Below are 19213 nucleotides of genomic sequence, written 5' to 3'. Positions count from 1 at the left end.
ACCCTCCGCCCGCGCTCTTCCGAGCGGGTCGGGAGGAGACCGCCGACGGTCCGCGAGCCGTCCACGCGCCGCCCGTGCACTGGGCGCGCCGCCCGGCCCGCACCGCCCGCCGCACCGCCCTCCCGAGCCCCGGCGGCACCGGTAGTGCAACAGAGTGCACAGAGAGGGCAAGGTCACACCCTTCGCCTCTCCTGCGCCCCCGCGACCGGGCGCTAACCTGCGGGGCATGACGGTCCCGCCCGAAGGGCTTCCCCTGGCCGCCGAGTTCCCGGCCGCCCACCGCGAGCAGTGGCAGACCCTCGTCGAGGGTGTGCTCCGCAAGGCGGGGGCCCAGCCCGAGAACGGCGCCGCGGCCGAGCACGCGCTCAGCACCGCGCTCCAGGACGGGCTGCGCGCCCGCCCGCTGTACACCGCCGAGGACGCCCCGGCCGACCCCGGCCTCCCCGGCTTCCCGCCGTTCGTGCGCGGCGCCCGGCCGCAGGGCGCCTCGGTCTCGGGCTGGGACGTGCGCCAGCGCCACAGCGACCCCGATCCGCGCCGCGCCAACCAGGCCGCGCTGGCCGACCTGGAGCACGGCGGCGGTTCGCTCTGGCTGGAACTCGGCGGGGAGGGGCTGCCCGTCACCGCGCTGGGCGAGGCCCTCACCGGCGTCTACCTCGACCTGGCCGGCGTGGTCCTCGACGCGGGCGCCGAGTTCCCCGCCGCCGCCGAGCAGCTGTTCGCCCTGTACCGGGAGCGCGAGGTCTCCCCCGGCTCAGCCGTCGCCACCCTGGGCGCCGACCCGCTCGGCCTCCAGGCCCGGACCGGCGACGCCGCGCGCACCGACGCCCTGCTCGCCGAGGCCGCCGCGCTCGCCACCCGCTGCGCCGAGGGCTTCCCCGGCCTGCGCGCGCTGGCCGTCGACGCCCTGCCGTACCACGGGGCCGGCGCCTCGCCCGCCCAGGAGCTGGGCGCCTCGCTGGCCACCGGCGTCGCCTACCTGCGCACGCTCACCGCCGCCGGCCTCTCCGTGGACGCCGCGCTCGGCCAGCTGGAGTTCCGCTACGCGGCGGACGCCGACCAGTTCCTGACGATCGCGAAACTCCGCGCCGCCCGCCGGCTCTGGGCCCGGGTGGCCGAGGTCTCCGGCGCCACCCCGGCCGCCTCGGCGCAGCGCCAGCACGCCGTCACCTCCAACGTGATGATGACCGCCCGCGACCCGTGGGTGAACATGCTGCGCACCACCATCGCCTGCCTCGCCGCCGGTGTCGGCGGGGCCGACGCGGTGACCGTGCTGCCGTTCGACACCGCCGTCGGCCTGCCGGACGCCTTCGCCCGCCGGATCGCCCGCAACACCCAGGCGATCCTGCTGGAGGAGTCGCACCTGGCCCGGGTCGTCGACCCGGCCGGCGGCTCCTGGTACGTGGAGCGGCTGACCGACGAACTCGCCCACGCCGCCTGGGCCTGGTTCCAGGAGATCGAGCGGGCCGGCGGCCTGCGCGCGGCACTGGAGTCCGGCCTGGTCGAGGAGCGGATCGCCGCCACCTGGGCCGAGCGCTCGGTCCGGCTCGCCAAGCGGCGCGAACCGGTCACCGGCGTCAGCGAGTTCCCGAACCTCGACGAACGGGCGCTGGTCCGCGAACCGGCCCCGGCCGGCCCCGGCGGCGGACTGCCGACAGTGCGGCGCGCCGAGGCCTACGAGGCGCTGCGCGACCGCTCGGACGCCCACCTCGCGGCCACCGGCGGGCGGCCGGCGCTCTTCCTGGCGTCGATCGGCACCGCCTCCGCGCACACCGCGCGCACCACCTTCGCCGCCAACCTGTTCCAGGCCGGCGGCATCGCCACCACCGCGCACGAGGGCACCGACCCGGCGGCCTTCGCCGAGGCGTTCACCGCCACCGGCGCCGCGGTGGCCTGCCTCTGCTCCAGCGACGCCCTGTACGGCGAGCACGCCGAGGCGGTGGCCGGCGCACTCAGGGCGGCCGGCGCGCGGCGGGTGCTGCTGGCCGGCCGGCCGGGCGAGAACCCGCCCGCAGGCGTGGACGGCTTCGTCTTCGCCGGCGGCGACGCCGTCGCCGTCCTGACCTCCCTGCTCGACGAGATCGGAGTGGCCCGATGATCCCCGACTTCACCGCGATCGGGCTGGACCCGGACGCCGACGGCGCCCCCGCGCGTCCGGACACCACCCCCACCGCCACCGCCACCGAGGGCCAGTGGCGCGCCGCCTGGCGGCAGGCCACCGGCAAGGACGTCGACGAGCAGCTCTGGGACACCCCCGAGGGCATCGGCGTCAAGCCGCTGTACACCGCCGAGGACCTCGCCGGCCTGGACTTCCTGGGCACCTACCCGGGCATCGCCCCGTACCTGCGCGGCCCGTACCCGACGATGTACGTGAACCAGCCGTGGACGGTCCGGCAGTACGCGGGCTTCTCCACCGCCGAGGAGTCCAACGCCTTCTACCGCCGCAACCTGGCGGCCGGCCAGAAGGGCCTGTCGGTCGCCTTCGACCTGCCGACCCACCGCGGCTACGACAGCGACCACCCGCGGGTCACCGGCGACGTCGGCATGGCGGGCGTGGCGATCGACTCGATCTACGACATGCGCCAGCTGTTCGACGGCATCCCGCTGGACCGGATGTCCGTCTCGATGACCATGAACGGCGCGGTGCTGCCCGTACTGGCGCTGTACATCGTGGCGGCCGAGGAGCAGGGGGTGCCGCCGGAGAAGCTGGCCGGGACCATCCAGAACGACATCCTCAAGGAGTTCATGGTCCGCAACACGTACATCTACCCGCCGCAGCCGTCGATGCGGATCATCTCCGACATCTTCGCGTACACCTCGCAGAAGATGCCGCGGTACAACTCGATCTCCATCTCCGGCTACCACATCCAGGAGGCCGGGGCCACCGCCGACCTGGAGCTGGCCTACACCCTGGCCGACGGCGTCGAGTACCTGCGGGCCGGTCTGGACGTCGGCCTGGACGTGGACGCGTTCGCGCCGCGGCTGTCGTTCTTCTGGGCGATCGGCATGAACTTCTTCATGGAGGTCGCCAAGCTGCGCGCGGCCCGGCTGCTCTGGGCCAAGCTGGTCAAGCAGTTCGACCCGAAGAACGCCAAGTCGCTGTCGCTGCGCACCCACTCGCAGACCTCCGGCTGGTCGCTCACCGCCCAGGACGTCTTCAACAACGTCGCCCGCACCTGCGTGGAGGCGATGGCCGCCACCCAGGGCCACACCCAGTCGCTGCACACCAACGCGCTGGACGAGGCGCTCGCACTGCCGACCGACTTCTCCGCCCGGATCGCCCGCAACACCCAGCTGCTGCTCCAGCAGGAGTCCGGCACCTGCCGGGTCATCGACCCGTGGGGCGGCTCGGCGTACGTCGAGAAGCTCACCCACGACCTGGCGAACCGCGCCTGGCAGCACATCCAGGAGGTCGAGGCGGCCGGCGGCATGGCCAAGGCGATCGACGCCGGCATCCCCAAGCTGCGGGTCGAGGAGGCGGCCGCCCGCACCCAGGCGCGGATCGACTCCGGCCGCCAGCCGGTGATCGGCGTCAACAAGTACCGGGTGGAGAGCGACGAGCAGATCGACGTGCTCAAGGTCGACAACTCCGCCGTGCGCGCCGCCCAGATCGAGAAGCTGCGCCGGCTGCGCGCGGAGCGCGACGAGGCCGCCACCCGCTCCGCCCTGGACGCGCTCACCCGGGCCGCCGGGGCCGGGCCCTCGCGCGGCGGCTCGCTCGACGGCAACCTGCTGCACCTGGCCGTGAACGCGGCCCGCGCCAAGGCCACCGTCGGCGAGATCTCGGACGCCCTGGAGAAGGTGTACGGCCGGCACTCGGGCCAGATCCGTACCATCTCCGGTGTGTACCGAGACGAAGCGGGCCCCTCCGCCCCCCTGCAGCGCACCCGCGACCTGGTCGAGCGGTTCGAGCGGGCCGAGGGCCGCCGGCCTCGCATCCTGGTCGCCAAGATGGGCCAGGACGGCCACGACCGCGGCCAGAAGGTGATCGCCACCGCCTTCGCCGACCTCGGTTTCACCGTCGACGTCGGTCCGCTGTTCCAGACCCCGGCCGAGGTCGCCCGGCAGGCCGTCGAGGCGGACGTGCACATCGTCGGCGTCTCCTCGCTCGCCGCCGGCCACCTCACCCTGGTGCCCGCGCTGCGCGCCGAACTCGCCGCCGCCGGGCGCGAGGACATCACCATCGTGGTCGGCGGGGTGATCCCGCCGCAGGACTTCGACGCCCTGTACGAGGCGGGCGCCGCGGCGGTCTTCCCGCCCGGCACGGTGATCCCGGAGGCCGCCTACGACCTCCTGAAGTCGCTGGCCGCCGACCTCGGCCACGAGCTCTGAGGCGCTGAGCCGATGCCGCCCCGGACGATCGACCTCGACAGCTACGAGACGGGTGTGCGGGAGGGCTCGCGCGCGTACATCGCGCGGGCCATCACCCTCGTCGAGTCCACCCGGCCCGACCATCGCGCGCTGGCGCAGCAGCTGCTGACCAGGCTGCTGCCGCACGCGGGCGGGGCCGTGCGGGTGGGCATCACGGGGGTGCCCGGGGTCGGCAAGTCGACCTTCATCGACGCCTTCGGCACCATGCTCACCGGGCAGGGGCACAAGGTCGCGGTGCTGGCCGTCGACCCGACGTCCAGCCGGACCGGCGGCTCGATCCTGGGCGACAAGACCCGGATGGAGCGTCTGGCGGTGGACCCTCATGCCTTCGTCCGGCCGTCGCCGACCTCCGGCACGCTCGGCGGGGTGGCCAAGGCCACCCGGGAGTCGATGCTGGTGATGGAGGCCGCCGGCTATGACGTGGTGCTGATCGAGACGGTCGGCGTCGGCCAGTCGGAGACCACCGTGGCCGGCATGGTCGACTCCTTCCTGCTGCTGTCGCTGGCCCGCACCGGCGATCAGCTGCAGGGCATCAAGAAGGGCGTGCTGGAACTCGCCGACGTCATCGCGGTCAACAAGGCCGACGGCCCGCACGAACTCGACGCCAAGGCCGCCGCCCGCGAACTCGCCGGCGCCCTGCGCCTGTTGCAGGCCCCGGACGCCCCGTGGACGCCACCCGTGCTGACCTGCTCGGGCCGCGACGGGGGCGGCCTGGACGTCGTCTGGGAGCGGCTCCAGCAGCACCGCAAGGTCCTGGACGCGACCGGCGCCCTGGCCGCCAAGCGCCGCGACCAGCAGGTCGAGTGGACCTGGGCGATGGTGCACGACCAGCTCCTCACCCGCCTCCACTCCCACCCCGAGGTGGGCCGCCTGGCCCCCGAGCTGGAACGCCGGGTGCGCGAGGGCACGATGACTGCGACGCTCGCGGCGGACCGCATCCTGGACGCGTTCGGCCTGCCACCGGCGACCTGAGCGCGAGATCGAGCGCCGTGCCCCACCCATGCGTGGGGCACGGCGCTTCGTGCTGCTCGGGGACCTCGAACCAGACCACCTTGCCGTCCCCGTTCGGGTACCAGCCCCACGCAACTGCCAGTGCCTCCACGAGCAACAGCCCACGCCCACCGGTCGCTTCGGCCCCGCGCTCCCGCCGCGGGAGCGCGGGGCACCGGTCGGTCACCTCGACCCGCAGCCGCCCCGGCCGCCGCAACACCGTCACGGCGCAGCGGTCCCCGGTGTGCAGCAACGCGTTGGCGATCACCTCGCTGGCACACAGCTCCAGGTCCTTGAACACATCGTCCGCGAGCGGCACACCCCACTCCCGCACGATCGCCGCCACCAGCCACCGCGCCGCCGGCACCGCCTCCGGTGCCGGCGGCTCCCCCCATTCCAGCGGAACCGGGAACCGGGCACTGCTGAGCGGGCTGACGGTCACATTCCACCCCATCGATCCTCCACGACCACAGATGGACAGCGTTGCTGGCACATGGCAGCGCCAGAGAGGCGATCGTGACCATCGGCCACGATGACAACACTGAAGGTAGTCACAGAAAAACTGTGAGTCAAGAATTACTGCGACTCACAGTTCTTCACCGAGTTGTGCGAGACTCGACCGATCCTGGAAGGGGAGAAGCATGGGATTCGGCCTCGTTGTACGCTTCGTCGCCCGTGATGTGACAGCCGCTCACGCTTTCGACGAACTGGCACGGGAAGCACTCGAAGGAATCCGCGCCAAGGAGCCCGGAACTCTCGTCTACGTCAATCACGCCGTACCGGACGAGCCGCATGTCCGCGTCTTCTACGAGCTGTACGCGGACCGCGAGGCGTTCGAGGAGCACGAACGGCAGCCTCACGTCCGCCGGTTCCTCACTGAGCGCGGCCAGTACCTCGAATCGTTCGAGGTCACGTTCCTGGACGAGATCGACGGCAAGGGGTCGGCCGCCCGCGAGGGCGGCCGGTGAGTCCCGAGGAGCAGCGAGCGTTCGGCGCTCGGGTGGCCCAGCTCCGCAAAAGCCGTGGCATGCGACAGGATCAGCTCGCCAGCGCCGTCAACCGGACCGCCAGCTGGGTCTCGCAGGTCGAGCGCGGTATCCAACCGGTCGTACGTCTCGATGTCCTCCAGTTGCTCGCTGATGGCCTCGGCGTCTCCGTCCAGACGCTGAGGCCGGATGCCCCGTCGCCCGCCCGATCCGAGTCGGCGACTTCGGATCAGGTCAACGACCTCGACCTGGTCCGGCTCGCACTCTCGGGGCATCCCGCGCTCGGTGCCGTGCTCGACGAGAATCCCGCCGCAACTGCGCCCGACGCGGCCGAGCTGGCCACCGCTGTGGCGCAGCTCTGGCATCTGACGCACAACGCTCGATTCGCGGAGCTCAGCACAGCTGTCGCCGACACCCTGCCCCGACTCGAAGCCGCCACGCGGACCGCTTCTCCTGAGCAAAGGCCGGAACTTCAACTCCTTCTCAGCCAGGCGTATCAGGCGGTCGCGGCGGCATTCGTCCGCCAGGACGAGGCTGACGCAGCCTGGGTGGCCGCCGATCGGGCGATCCGGGCCGCCGAGGAGTCCGGCGAGCCTCTCCAAGTCTTCGCAGGCATCTACCGCTTGGCCCACGCCTTCGTCCGGCTCCGGCGGTTGGACCAGGCGGAACACGCGGCCGGAAAAGGCGTAACAACCCTTCGGGACTACATCTCGGCAGCCGGACCACCTTCGCCGGAAGCCCTCTCCGTGCTCGGCTCGCTCCACTTGGTCCTCGCGTTGGCCGCCGCCCGCGCCGGCCAACGCGACCAGGCCCGGAAGGAACTCACCGACGCGCGAGAGGTCGCAGCACTGCTCGGTGAGGATCGCAATGACTTCAACTTGGAGTTCGGACCGACGAACGTCGAGATCCAGGCGGTATCAACGGCGATCGACCTCGGCGATGCGGGCGAGGCGCTGGACCTGGGGCAACGGATCGATGCAAGTCGACTCTCACCCGAGCGGAGGTCGCGACTGCTGGTCGACCTCGGAAGGGCCCACGCGCAGCGGCGGCACCTCGGGGAGGCCGTCGACTGCCTTCTCCGGGCCGAGGAGTTGGCACCGGAGAGCCTCCGGAGCCACCTGGCGGCCCGGTCGGCCATCCGCGAGCTCATCCTGCTGGCGGGCCGGAGCGCACCGCCGGAGCTGGTGAAGCTCGCCAAACGCGCCAACGCGACAGAGTAACGACCTGAGCAGTGGGAGCGGGGACGCTCCCACTGTCGGTCCATCCAAAAAGGCCATGCGCTGCGGAGATCGTTCAGCACATCGCTGCTGTCCAAGGCGATCCGTTACTTCGACAAGCGGCTGCACGGCACACACCCCCAGGAGAAGACAATGCGGATCGGGATCACGGGGCACCGCGGGTTGGATGCCGAACTGGGGCGGAAGGTCCGGCAGTTGCTGGCCGACTCGCTGGCGGGCGAAGACACGTCCGAACTCACCGTCGTGTCCTGCATCGCGGACGGGCCGGACGCGTGGATCGCCGAACTCGCGCTCGACCGGGGTGCCCGGCTCGAAGTGGTCGTCCCCGCCCAGCGGTACCGCGACGGCCTGCCGCAGTGGCACCATCCGGTCTACGACCGTCTCCTCCGGGACGCCTCCGAGCAGCACCACACCGGTCGGGTGGAGTCCGACGAGGCCGCGCACATGGCCGGGAGCGAGCTGCTCGTCGGGCAGGTCGACCGGCTGGTCGCCGTCTGGGACGGCCTGCCCGCCCGGGGTCTCGGCGGGACGGCGGACGTCGTCGCCCACGCGCGGCGGCTGGGCGTTCCCGTCGAGGTGCTGTGGCCGGCCGGGGCCCGGCGCTGACCGATGAAGGAAGGGGAGAAACATGGGATTCGGCCTCGTTGTACGGTTCACCGCCCGTGATGTGACAGCCGCTCACGCCTTCGACGAGCTGGCGCGGGAAGCACTCGAAGGGATCCGCGCCCAGGAGCCCGGCACTCTCGTCTACGTCAATCACGCCGTGCCGGACGAGCCGCGCGTCCGGGTCTTCTACGAGCTGTACGCGGACCGCGAGGCGTTCGAGGAGCACGAGCGGCAGCCTCATGTCCGCCGGTTCCTGGCCGAGCGCGGCCAGTACCTCGAATCGTTCGAGGTCACGTTCCTGGACGAGATCGACGGCAAAAGGTCTGCCTGACCTGAACGACAGGGCCCCCGGACGGTTCGCACCGTCCGGGGGCTCTTCGTTACCTGCCCTGCCCCGGGTCAGGTGTTCTCGGGCGGCTCACCCCAGAAGAGGAGGGGTCAGGCGCTCTTCGCGGCCGTGAAGCGGGCCGACACGTCCTGCCAGTTGACGACGTCCCACAGGCGGGTGACGTAGTCGGGGCGGACGTTGCGGTACTGCAGGTAGTAGGCGTGCTCCCAGGCGTCGAAGGCCAGCAGCGGGGTGGTGCCCTGGCCGACGTTGCCGTGGTGGTCGTAGACCTGCTCGACGATCAGGCGGCCGGCCAGCGGCTCCCAGGAGAGGATGCCCCAGCCCGAGCCCTGCACGCCGGTGGTGGCGGTGCTCAGCTGCTTCTTGAAGGCGTCGAAGCTGCCGAAGTGCTCGGTGATGGCGTCGGCCAGCTCGCCCTCGGGGCGGTCGCCGCCCTCCGGGGAGAGGTTCTGCCAGAACAGCGAGTGCAGCACGTGGCCGGACAGGTGGAAGGCGAAGGTCTTCTGCAGGCCGACCAGGCCGCCGAACTGCTCCTTGTCGCGCGCCTCGGCGAGCTGCTCCAGGGTGTCGTTGGCGCCCTTGACGTACGCGGCGTGGTGCTTGGAGTGGTGCAGCTCCAGGATCTCCGCGGACATCGCGCGCTCCAGCGCGGAGTAGTCGTACGGCAGGTCGGGAAGCGAGTAGGTGCTCATCAGGAGACGGGCCCTTTCAGCGAGTTCAACGGTGACGATCGTGCCGGGTCAACACTATTGCGTATCGATTGCAGAAACTAAGCAGCAGCTCCTGCATATTCCTCCCACCCCGGAGATCCTCACCCTGCTTCCTTGTTGCACAATAGTTGCAAGTAAGAGATGCAAGCAATAAGGGTGGACACTGTGGCCGGATCGCCGGTGGTGCTGGGCATCGAGTCGTCCTGCGACGAGACCGGCGCGGGGCTGGTGCGCGACGGCGTACTGCTCGGCCAGGCGGTGGCGTCCTCGATGGACGAGCACGCCCGCTACGGCGGCGTGGTCCCCGAGATCGCCGCCCGCGCGCACCTGCACGCGATGGCGCCGGTGGTCGACGAGGCCCTGCGGCGGGCCGGGCTCACCCTGGCCGACGTCGGCGCGGTGGCGGTGACGACCGGTCCGGGCCTGGCCGGGGCGCTGCGGATCGGGGTTTCGGCCGCCAAGGCCTACGCCTTCTCGCTCGGCGTCCCGCTGTACGGGGTGCACCACCTCGCCGGGCACGTGGCCGCCGCGACGCTCGACGGCGGGCCGCTCCCGGACCCGTGCGTCGTGCTCATCGTCTCCGGCGGGCACACCTCACTGCTGCTGGTGCGCGACCTGGCGCGCGATCCGGTCGTCCACCTCGGGGACACCCTGGACGACGCGGCCGGCGAGTGCTTCGACAAGGTCGCCCGGATCCTGGGCCTGCCCTACCCGGGCGGACCGGCGATCGACCGGGCCGCCCGGGACGGCGACCGGCGCGCGGTGCGCCTCCCGCGCCCGCTGAGCGGACCGAACGACCCGCCCTACGCCTTCTCCTTCTCCGGCCTGAAGACCGCCGCCGCCCGCTGGGTGGAGACCCAACGGGCGGCCGGCACCGAGCCGAACGTCCCGGACGCGGCCGCCGCGCTCCAGGAGGCGATCGCCGACGTGCTGACCCGCAAGGCCGTCGGGGCCTGCCTGGACCACGGGATCGGCACGCTGGTGGTGGTCGGCGGGGTGGCCGCCAACTCGCGGGTGCGGGAACTGGCCGAGCGGCGCTGCGCCTCGGCCGGGATCACCCTGCGGGTGCCGCCGCTGCGGCTGTGCACCGACAACGGGGCGATGGTTGCGGCCGTCGGCGACCTGCTGGTCCGGGCCGGTGCCGAACCGGCCCCGGCGGACCTGTCGGTCGACCCCTCGGCCCCGCTGGAGGCGGCGGCCCTCACCCCACGGGCCACCGCCGCACGCTCCGCCACACCGGCCGCCTGAGCTCTACCAGGACAAATGCCTCACCTGGGAGCCGCCTGACAACGTTTCGGTTGCGGCGAACGATTATTCGACCCCCGGGCCTTCCCGGCGGCTGGCAGTGTGTGCCATTTTACATGTCACACATCGAGTGGCCGCGTCCCCCAAACCGCGGCCCCGAACGGCCCCGGAGGCCCCCACAGATGCGTCCCTCCCGGATAAACACGGCCAACGCGCGCAAGCTCCCTGCGCTCGGCGCGGCCTTCTTCATCGCCCTCGGACTGTTCGCCCCCCAGGCCCAGGCCGCCACGACCGGCGCCTCCGCCCCGGCCGGTGCCAGCGCCGCGGCCGGTACCAGCGCCACGGCCGCCACGCCGCGGTCGATCCCGGTCCCGAAGTCGCCCGATGCCAAGAGCACCAGCGCCTACAAGATCTCCGCGCAGGACAGCAGCACCGAGCACGCCCCGCCGGCCGCTCCGGTCACCGCTCCGGTCAAGGCCGCGAAGCAGTTCTCGGCCGCCGCCGCGGGCGACCCGTGTCCCGACCTGTCCGGGGTGCTCAACGCCTCGGGCAGCTCCCTGGTCCAGCAGCTCAAGGCCCTGCCGCGGGTCGACTGCACCTGGCCGCTGTTCAACATCAACGTCGCCACCTCGGGCTCCGCCTTCCGCGAGGCCAACATGGTGACCGTCGCCAACGCGCTGCGCGACGCCGCCCCGGCCTACCCGGGCGACAACAGCACCGCCGTCGGCCAGTTGGTGCTCTTCCTGCGGGCGGGCTACTACCTGCACGAGACCAACCCGAACGCCATCGGCAGCTACGGCCCGACGCTGGCCGCCGCCACCCGCGCCGGGCTGGACGCGTTCTTCGCCAACAACCACAGCAAGGACGCCACCGCCGCCAACGGCGACCTCCTCGTCGAGGTCGTCAAGGTGATCGGCCAGACCGACACCCTCGGCCGCTACGCCGGCTTCTTCAAGTGGCTGCTCAACAACTACACCGGCACCTGGCCCGAGCGGATGACGGCCACCGTCGCCGAGTTCGACTGGGTCCTCAAGGACGGCTTCGCGGCCAAGGACGACAGCAAGGGCTGGAAGGCCGCCCTCAAGGCCGACCCCAGCATCCTCAACTCCTGGTCCGGCTTCATCACCCGCAACGACTCCCTGCTGAACCGCTTCGACATCGTCAGCAACATCGGCCGCTACCTCGGCTACGCGCTGCAGGTCCCGGAGCTGAAGCCCCAGCTGCGGCCGATCATGAAGGACCTGATCAACCGCTACCCGAACGTCGGCCCGACCGCCCCGATCACCATGAACCTGGGCTGGGCCACGCGTGAGTTCGACAAGGGCCACTGCGCGGACTTCGGCATCTGCGACCTGAACACCCGCCTGATGCCGATCATCCTGCCGATCCAGAAGGTCTGCAACGACGGCCTGAAGATCAAGGCCCAGGACATGTCCCCGGGCCAGCTCGACGCCACTTGCACCAGCCTGATCAACCAGGATGCCTACTTCCACAAGATCATCGGTGACAAGGGCTCCGTCCCCGGCGACGTGAACACCAACCTCGAGGTCGTCGCCTTCGACGACTACGACCAGTACTCGCTGTACGCCTGGGCCTTCTACGACATCGCCGTCGACAACGGCGGCATGTACGAGGAGGGCGACCCGTCCAAGGCCGGCAACCAGGCCCGCTTCATCGCCCACGAGGCCTCCTGGCTGCGTCCGGACTTCTCGATCTGGAACCTGAACCACGAGTACACCCACTACCTCGACGGCCGCTACAACATGGCCGGCGACTTCGAGGCCGGCATCGTGACCCCGACCATCTGGTGGGTCGAGGGCATCGCCGAGAACATCTCCTTCGGCTACCGCAACATGCGCAACGCCGACGCGATCGCCGAGGCCGGCAAGAAGACCTACAAGCTCAGCGAGCTCTTCGACACCGTCTACGACCAGACCGCCGACGCCGACGCCAACTCCAACCGGGTCTACCGCTGGGGCTGGCTGGCCACCCGCTACATGCTGCAGCAGCACCGCTCCGACATGGACGCCGTGCTCGCCAAGTACCGCACGGGTGACTGGAACGGCGCCCGCACCATCCTGAAGACCACCATCGGCACCCGCTACGACGCCGACTTCAGCACCTGGCTCGGCGCCTGCGCCAGCAACGACTGCGGTCCGCTGCCGGAGGCCCCGACCGGCCCGGTCGCCCCGACCACCGCGCTCTGCACCATCCCGGACACCCGTCAGTTCGACAACAACTGCCGTCGTGACAACCTGGCCGCCGCCACCGGCAACTACAGCTACCACTTCCTCAACCTGCCGGCCGGCGTCAAGACGCTGACCCTCACCAGCAGCGGCGGCACCGGCAACGCCGACCTGTACTACGGCGGCTCCAGCTGGGCCACCACCAGCAGCTTCCTGGCCAAGTCCACCAACGCCGGCAACGGCGAGACGCTGACCATCACCAACCCCCCGGCCGGCTGGGTCTACTTCAGCCTCGCCGCGCAGCAGGACTTCGCGGGCACCACCCTCTCCGTGCAGTACCAGTAGCAGAATCCGCACCACCAGGGTGAACCCCTGAGCACCACGCAAGGGCCCCGCCGGTACCACCGGCGGGGCCTTCGCCGTGCCCCGGGGCCACATTCCCGTCGCCGTGCCCCAGCCCCACATTCCCGGCGGCGTGCCGCACGGCCCGCCCGGCACGGACGGAGGAGCCGGAGGAGCTCAGAGCAGGGCCTCCGGGGGGAGGCGGTGGACGCCGGGGAGGTGGGAGTCGAGCTCGCCCGGTTCGAAGCGGCACATGCCGACGGCGTGCCAGAACTCGCCGGCGACGTCGCCCTCGCACTTGTAGGCGCCGGAGGGCAGCAGGGCGGCCCAGCCGTCGGGGGTGCCGAGCAGGGTCGCGAGCGCCGCGGGGCGGCCCTCCTCGGGGACCCGCCAGAGCCGGATCGTGCCGTCCTCGCCGCCACTGGCCAGCAGGGAGCCGTCCGGACTGAAGGTGACGGCCAGGATCCGGCCGGTGTGGCCGCGCAGCCCCGCCACCTCGGTGCCGGCGAGCGGGTCCCAGAGCCGGACCACCCGGTCGTCCCCGGCGGTGGCGAGCAGCGGGCGGTGCGGGTGGGCGGCGGCGGTCCACAGCCGGCCGACGTGGCCGGTCAGCCGGTGCCGGACGGCCCGGTCCACCCAGATCACCGCGGTGCCGTCCCACGAGGCGCTGGCCAGCCAGGTGCTGTCGGCGGCCGGCGAGACGGCGTACACCCGATCGGTGTGGCCGTCGAGTTCGGCCACCACCCGCCCCGCGTCGACGTCGGAGATCCGCACCCGGCTGTCGTCGCAGCCGGTCAGCAGCTGCCGCCCGTCCGGACTGAACGCGATCGAGCGGACCCGCCCCCGGTGCTCGCGGAGCGTGGTGAGGTGGGCGCCGGTGCGCCGGTACCAGAGCCGGACGGTGTCGTCGTCGTTGGCGGTGGCCACCAGGACGCCGTCGGCGCTGAACGCCTCCGCCCAGACGTGCTCGGTCTCGACGTCCATCTCGCGCAGGTACTCGCCGGTGCGGGCGTTCCACAGGCACAGGTCGCCGTCGTTGGTGGCGGTGGCCAGCACCGCCTCCTCCGGGCTGAACACGGCCGAGACCAGCCGGCTGCTGCGGCCCGAGAGCTCGCGCAGCCGGCGGCCGGTGGAGGGTTCCCAGAGCCGGACCCGGCCGTCGTTGCCGCCGGCCGCCAGCAGGGTGCCGTCACCGCTGAAGGTGAGCGAGCCGATCCGCCGGCCGTGGCCGCGCAGCAGTTGGCGGCTGCGGCCCGAGGACGGGTCCCAGAGCCGGACCCGGCCGTCGTTGGCGCCGGTGACCAGCAGCGGGTCGCTCTCCGCGCCGCCCCGGCCGGAGCCGGGCCGGAACCGGCAGGCCCAGACCGAGCCCCGGTGCTCGGGCGGCTGCCGGCGCAGCGGTGTCACCTCCCGGGCTCCCCCGGTGCCGTCGGCGGGGCCGACCCGCCAGACCCGGACGCCGCCGTCGCTGTCGCTGGCCGCGAACCGGGTGCCGGCCTCGTCGAAGGTGACCTGGTAGATCTTGCCGGTGGAGTCCTCCGGGCGGCCCGCGGAGGTGCCGTCGAGCGGGTTCCAGAGCCGGATCCGCCCCTCGGTGTCGCCGCTGGCGAGCAGGTCGCCGTCGGGGTGGAAGGCGAGGGTGTAGATCCGCCCGGCGTGGCCGGGCATGCTGTGACGCAGCCGGCGGGAGGCGACCTCCCAGATCCGGACGGTGCCGCCGGTGCCGTCGTCGGGACCGCCGTCGGCGGTGGCCAGCAGGGTGCCGTCCGGGCTGAACGCGGAGCGGTACAGGGTGCCGCGGTGGCCGGGGAGTTCGGCGAGCCGGCGGCCGTTCGCGGTGGACCACAGCCGGCCGCCGCCGCGCTGGTCGCCGGTCACCAGCAGGGCGCCGTCGGGGCTGAACACGGCCGTGTAGACGGGCGCGGCGTGGCCGGGCAGGAGGTGCCGGGGCTCGCCGGTGGCGGTGTCCCAGAGGGTGACCACGCCGTTCAGGTCGCCGGTGGCGGCCAGCCGTCCGTCCGGGGCGAGCGAGAGCGGCCAGACGCCGCCGGGGTGCACGTCGAGGCGGTGGCGGCACTCGCCGGAGACCGGGTCCCAGAGCCGGACGGTGCCGTCGGCGCTGCCGGTGGCGAGCACGTCGCCGGCGAACTTGACCGAGTAGACCCGCCCGATGTGGTCCTTGAGGGTGCGCAGGGCGATGCCGGTGACGGCGTCGCAGATCAGCACGCTGCCGTCCTCGGAGCCGACGGCGAGCAGATGGCCGTCCCGGCTGAAGGCGACCGGCTCGGGCAGCCGGGTGGAGCGCACGTCGAAGCCGTAGGGGACGCCGACCTCGGAGGGGCTGAATCCGGCCTCGACCGGGAGCCCGGGGGCGATCGCGGCGGCGCGCAGCTCGGGGGCCGCGAGCACCTCCTCGTCGGTGACGGCGGAGATCAGCGCGGCCCGCTGCCAGTGGCTGCCGCGCAGCCGGGCGCCGCGCAGGTCGGTGCGGACCAGCCGGGCGCCGCGCAGGTCGGCGAAGCGCAGGTCCGCGCCGGTGAGGTCGGCGGAGTCGAGGCGGGCGCCGGCCAGCCGGGCGCCGCGCAGGTCCGCGCCGGAGAGGTTGGCGCCGAGCAGCCGGGCGCCGCGCAGGTCCGCGCCGAACAGGTCGACGCCGGACAGGTCGCGGTGCGACAGGTCCTCGCCGGCCAGCGTGGCGCCGCGCAGGTCGGTGTGGGCGGGGACGCGCAGCCGGTCGAGCACCTTGACGGCGTTGAGCCTGGCCGCCTCGGTGCTGCTCTCGGGGGCGTCCAGGACGGAGCGGGCCCAGCGCTGGCAGGCCTGGTGGTCGGCCAGGTCGCAGAGGAACTCGACGGCGAGCCGGCTGAGCGGGCCGCGGGCGAGCAGGCTGGTGTCCTCGCGGGCCAGCGCCTCGGCGGCGGCGCGGGCGACCAGCCACTCCCCCACCGAGCCGTGGATGAACTGGAACATGCCCTCCTCGGAGCGGACCAGCAGGCTGCCGGAGCCGACGGCGTGGGCGACCTGCGGGGTGGGCATCCGGTTGTCGGCGAGGCCGTTGAGGACGCCGGCGATGTCGACGATCTCGTCCAGCGGGATGGAGCTGCGCCCGCTCTCCCACAGCCGCAGGGCGAGCAGGGTGACGGCCTGCCAGAGCTGGTCGAGCCGGAGTCCGGGCGCGGCGCCGGGGCCGCCGTGGCCGCGCCGCTCCTCGAACCGCAGCCAGGAGGTGAACACCTCCTCGTACAGGCCCGCGGCGCTGAGCGCCCGCCCGGCGCCGGCGACGGCGCGCAGCCGGTCGTGGTCGAGGTCGGCGACGAAGCTCAGCAGCCGGGGGTTGCGGCACAGCGCGAGCAGGTCGGGGACGGCCTCCAGCAGCCGCATCCGGCGGGCGGCGGCCTCCTCGTCGCCGTAGCGGTTGCCGAGGTAGCCGCGGATCTGGTGCGGGGTGAAGTCCTGGACGGCGATCAGTCGGCGCTGCGGGAGGAGGCCGACCCGCTCGCCGAGGGCGGTGAGCACCTGCTCGTGGGAGCTGAAGTGCTGGGTGCGGCTGGTGACGACGATCTTGGCGTTGTCCACGGCCGCGTCGAGCAGCACCTGGAGGTGGTCGGCGGCGCGTTCGTAGCTGACCCGGTTGACCAGTTCGTCGAAGCCGTCGAACAGCAGCACCACCCGCCCCTGCCGGAGCATGTAGCGGAAGGCCCGCAGGTCGAGGGTGTCGATGCCGTGCTCGGTGAGGTGGGCGGCGACCAGGCCGTCCAGGGAGTGCGCCTTGTCGAGTGCGCTGAGTTCGATGAACAGGGGTGCCAGGTGGGGGAGTTCGGCGGGCAGTCGGCGGGCCAGCTCGCGCAGGGCGAAGGTCTTGCCGCGGCCGAAGTCGCCGAGCAGCAGGACGAAGCGGCCGTGGTCGGAGTCCAGCAGCCGGAGCAGTTCGTCGACCAGGCCGTCGCGTTCGTCGGCGTCGGGGCGTTCGGCGTCGCGGTAGCGCTGCGGGAGGTAGAGGTCGGGGTGGTACTGGCTGTCGGTGGAGAGCCGTTCGGTCTGGGCGCCGACGTAGCCGCGCAGGTCGAGCAGGCCCTGGAACTCCAGGAAGCTGCGCAGCCGCACGCCGCGGCGGCGGGCCCGGTCGCGCAGTTCGCGGGAGGGCGGCGGGCCGTCGTGGACGAGTTCCGCGTCGAGACCGGCGCCGTCGGCGTGCACGGCGTCGACGAACTGCTCGACCTCCCGCTCGGTGGGGGTGCCGACGCAGGCGGCCACCCGCTGCTGGCGGACCAGGCCGGATTCGGCCCAGGTGACGAAGAGCTGGGTCGTGGTGCCGGCCACCGGGCGGATCTGGGCACCGGGGTGGCGGGTGCGGCAGACCTCGGCGACCCGGGCGAGCAGGGCCTCCTGGGGGGAGGCGAGGGCGCGGGTCTCGTGGTCGGTGTCGGCGGGTGCGCGGGACTCCTCCAGCTGCGGGGGACCGGAGCGGGGGGTCGGTGCGGGGGCCGGGAAGGCGCGCTCGGCCCGGCGCCAGGCGACGGTGAGGCGTTCGGGGGTGCTGGGGCCGATGGGGTTGGCGGCGTTGGCGGGTGCGGAGGCGGGCCAGCGGGTGAGGCCGTCGCGGGTGAGCCGGAGCAGCTGGTGGGCGCCGGGGGCGGTGGCGCCGAGCACGGGCAGCTCGCCTGCCGTGGTGGGGAGCAGGTGCGGGGGGAGCGGGTGCCGGGGGAGCGGGCGCGCGGCGGGGCCGGGGCCGTCGGCGTCGGTGGCTGGTCCGTGCAGCAGCAGGTGGAGGCGGGGGGCGGTGAGCCGGGTGAAGCGGTCGGCGTCGCGCAGCGGTCCGACGCCTTCGGCGGGGCCGGGCCCCGTGCCACCGGTGGTGACCGGGTGCCGGACCGCGCCGATCCGCAGCCACCCGTCGTTCTCGTACGGGCGCAGCGCCTGGGCGAACCAGGCCGCCTGCTCGGGCCCGAGCCAGCCGTAGCGGTCCTCGGGCCGGTGGGTCCAGGCCATCGAGGAGTTGAGCCCGGCGACGACGGTGCCGAGCTCGGGCACCGGGAAGAGCGTCCACGGCTGGGCGCTGTCGAAGACCACGTCCAGGCCCTGGTAGAACTCCTGGAACAGCCGGGAGTAGTGCCGCCACTTGGGCCAGTACGGCGCGGCGGGCCGCAGTTCGTCGGCCTCGCAGGTGGCGAAGTAGGCGCGGGAGGCGGCCTGGCTGACGTCCTGGCCGCCGGGGAGTACGGCCACCCGGTGCGGTTCGAGCCCGAGCAGGGACCGGATCCCGGTGAGGAAGGTCAGCGCCTGCTCGCACTCGCGGGGGCTGCCGGTGGCGGTGAGGTCGCCGGTGACGACGACGAGTTCGGGCGCGGGGGCGCCGGCGTCGGCGAGTTCGACGAGATCGCCCCAGAGCGCCGACTGGAGGTCCACCGGGTCGGCGCCCCGGCCGAAGGCGGGGCCGGCCAGGTGGAGGACGGAGACCGCCTCGCGTCCGGCGGCGCGGCCGGCGGCCTGCGGGTACTCGGGCCGGGCGGAGGGGCGGCGGCGGCCCGCCCGGCCGGTGTCGCCGCCCGGGCGGGGGGCGGGGACGAGGTCCTGGCCGGTGCCGGTGCCTGTCACGGCCCCGATCCCGATCCCGATCCCGGTCCCGTTCCCGTTTTCGGTCCCGTTCCCGTTGCCCGGGTAGCCGGGGGACAGCTCGGGGCGGGCCCGGCCCTCCATCGCCTGGGCGACCCGGGTGAGCAGCAGCCCGCGGGCGCGGTCGGGCTCGGTGACGCCGACCAGGTCGATGTAGGTGAGGGTGGCGAGCAGGCCGTCCACCGGGATGTCCTCGATCCGGACCGTGACCAGCCGCCGTTCCGGCTCGTCCGGGTCGGCGCGCAGCGCGGCCTGCCACTCCATCCGGCCGTAGCGGGAGCGCTCGTAGTTGCGCGAGAGCAGGGCGATCACGGCGGCGGACTCGGTGACACCCCGGTCCATGAAGTCGACGAAGTTGGTCCCGGGCACGAAGTCCCAGGCCTGGAGGAAGGCGCGGTAGCCCGCCTCCTCCAAGGTCCAGGCGATCCAGGCCGCCCAGCGCTCGTCGGCCGGGGAGTAGCTGATGAAGAAGTCGATCGGCCCGGGGCCACCCGGGATCGCGTCAAGAGCCCCCATGGAAGGAGCTTATGACCGATCAGGAGTGGCTCAACCCCGTTTCACCGCAATGGATCCGGGT

General features: G+C 72.9%; 11 protein-coding genes and 1 pseudogene. 9 read left to right on the top strand and 3 right to left on the bottom strand.

Going from position 1 to position 19213, the window contains the following annotated elements; all coding sequences use genetic code 11:
• Positions 1-226 precede the first annotated feature (226 nt).
• Genes SM793_RS07740 through meaB form a run of 3 tightly spaced genes read left to right on the top strand, consistent with a single transcriptional unit; the run spans position 227 to position 5343 of the window.
• On the top strand, positions 227-2098 hold the full coding sequence (locus SM793_RS07740) for a methylmalonyl-CoA mutase subunit beta (protein WP_320437295.1): 1872 nt from the start codon (positions 227-229) through the stop codon (positions 2096-2098).
• Positions 2095-4332 (top strand): methylmalonyl-CoA mutase, encoded by a 2238-nt coding sequence (gene scpA, locus SM793_RS07735; RefSeq protein ID WP_320437294.1) that lies wholly within the window; start codon positions 2095-2097, stop codon positions 4330-4332. Before SM793_RS07740 ends, scpA begins: the two co-directional genes overlap by 4 nt.
• A 12-nt stretch (positions 4333-4344) precedes the next feature.
• On the top strand, positions 4345-5343 hold the full coding sequence (meaB, locus tag SM793_RS07730; protein WP_320437293.1) for a methylmalonyl Co-A mutase-associated GTPase MeaB: 999 nt from the start codon (positions 4345-4347) through the stop codon (positions 5341-5343).
• 79 nt (positions 5344-5422) lie between these two features.
• Here the strand turns inward: meaB and SM793_RS36355 are convergent.
• Positions 5423-5815: pseudogene (locus tag SM793_RS36355) on the bottom strand (ATP-binding protein); the annotation flags it as partial.
• A gap of 226 nt (positions 5816-6041) precedes the next feature.
• Between SM793_RS36355 and SM793_RS07725 the strand changes: the two are divergent.
• The 4 genes from SM793_RS07725 to SM793_RS07710 all read left to right on the top strand — a co-directional run bounded on the left by SM793_RS07725 (position 6042) and on the right by SM793_RS07710 (position 8522).
• Positions 6042-6329: a putative quinol monooxygenase gene (locus SM793_RS07725; protein ID WP_413815894.1), complete on the top strand. Its 288-nt coding sequence runs from the start codon at positions 6042-6044 to the stop codon at positions 6327-6329.
• Positions 6326-7567 (top strand): helix-turn-helix domain-containing protein, encoded by a 1242-nt coding sequence (locus SM793_RS07720; protein ID WP_320437291.1) that lies wholly within the window; start codon positions 6326-6328, stop codon positions 7565-7567. The genes SM793_RS07725 and SM793_RS07720 overlap by 4 nt, the downstream gene beginning before the upstream one ends.
• 150 nt (positions 7568-7717) lie before the next feature.
• The gene (locus tag SM793_RS07715) at positions 7718-8191 is read left to right on the top strand and encodes a hypothetical protein (protein WP_320437290.1); all 474 of its coding nucleotides are present in this window, start codon (positions 7718-7720) and stop codon (positions 8189-8191) included.
• Positions 8192-8252: 61 nt separating this feature from the next.
• Positions 8253-8522 carry a putative quinol monooxygenase gene (locus tag SM793_RS07710; RefSeq protein ID WP_413815893.1) on the top strand — a complete coding sequence of 90 codons (270 nt, stop codon included), beginning with the start codon at positions 8253-8255 and terminating at the stop codon, positions 8520-8522.
• 107 nt (positions 8523-8629) lie between these two features.
• Here the strand turns inward: SM793_RS07710 and SM793_RS07705 are convergent, their stop codons facing one another.
• Complete coding sequence (locus SM793_RS07705) at positions 8630-9232, bottom strand: superoxide dismutase (RefSeq protein WP_043472659.1); 603 nt, start codon at positions 9230-9232, stop codon at positions 8630-8632.
• 159 nt (positions 9233-9391) lie between these two features.
• Between SM793_RS07705 and tsaD the strand changes: the two genes are divergently transcribed.
• Positions 9392-10498 carry a tRNA (adenosine(37)-N6)-threonylcarbamoyltransferase complex transferase subunit TsaD gene (gene tsaD / locus SM793_RS07700; protein WP_320437288.1) on the top strand — a complete coding sequence of 369 codons (1107 nt, stop codon included), beginning with the start codon at positions 9392-9394 and terminating at the stop codon, positions 10496-10498.
• Positions 10499-10677: 179 nt separating this feature from the next.
• Complete coding sequence (locus tag SM793_RS07695; protein WP_320437287.1) at positions 10678-13026, top strand: M9 family metallopeptidase; 2349 nt, start codon at positions 10678-10680, stop codon at positions 13024-13026.
• A 174-nt stretch (positions 13027-13200) separates the two neighbouring features.
• Here the strand turns inward: SM793_RS07695 and SM793_RS07690 are convergent, their stop codons facing one another.
• The gene (locus SM793_RS07690; RefSeq protein WP_320437286.1) at positions 13201-19152 is read right to left on the bottom strand and encodes a TIR domain-containing protein; all 5952 of its coding nucleotides are present in this window, start codon (positions 19150-19152) and stop codon (positions 13201-13203) included.
• Positions 19153-19213 lie beyond the last annotated feature (61 nt).

Origin of the sequence: Kitasatospora purpeofusca (genome assembly GCF_034043715.1) — a bacterium.
GTDB lineage: Bacteria > Actinomycetota > Actinomycetes > Streptomycetales > Streptomycetaceae > Kitasatospora > Kitasatospora purpeofusca_A.
This window is presented reverse-complemented; position numbering and strand designations above follow the sequence as displayed.

Excerpts from the sequence above, each read along its gene's own strand:
- scpA (WP_320437294.1), top strand. The coding sequence starts at position 2,095 with ATGATCCCCGACTTCACCGCGATCGGGCTGGACCCGGACGCCGACGGC.
- SM793_RS07715 (WP_320437290.1), top strand. The coding sequence starts at position 7,718 with ATGCGGATCGGGATCACGGGGCACCGCGGGTTGGATGCCGAACTGGGG.
- tsaD (WP_320437288.1), top strand. The coding sequence starts at position 9,392 with ATGCAAGCAATAAGGGTGGACACTGTGGCCGGATCGCCGGTGGTGCTG.
- meaB (WP_320437293.1), top strand. The coding sequence starts at position 4,345 with ATGCCGCCCCGGACGATCGACCTCGACAGCTACGAGACGGGTGTGCGG.
- SM793_RS07695 (WP_320437287.1), top strand. The coding sequence starts at position 10,678 with ATGCGTCCCTCCCGGATAAACACGGCCAACGCGCGCAAGCTCCCTGCG.
- SM793_RS07705 (WP_043472659.1), bottom strand. The coding sequence starts at position 9,232 with ATGAGCACCTACTCGCTTCCCGACCTGCCGTACGACTACTCCGCGCTG.
- SM793_RS07740 (WP_320437295.1), top strand. The coding sequence starts at position 227 with ATGACGGTCCCGCCCGAAGGGCTTCCCCTGGCCGCCGAGTTCCCGGCC.
- SM793_RS07690 (WP_320437286.1), bottom strand. The coding sequence starts at position 19,152 with ATGGGGGCTCTTGACGCGATCCCGGGTGGCCCCGGGCCGATCGACTTC.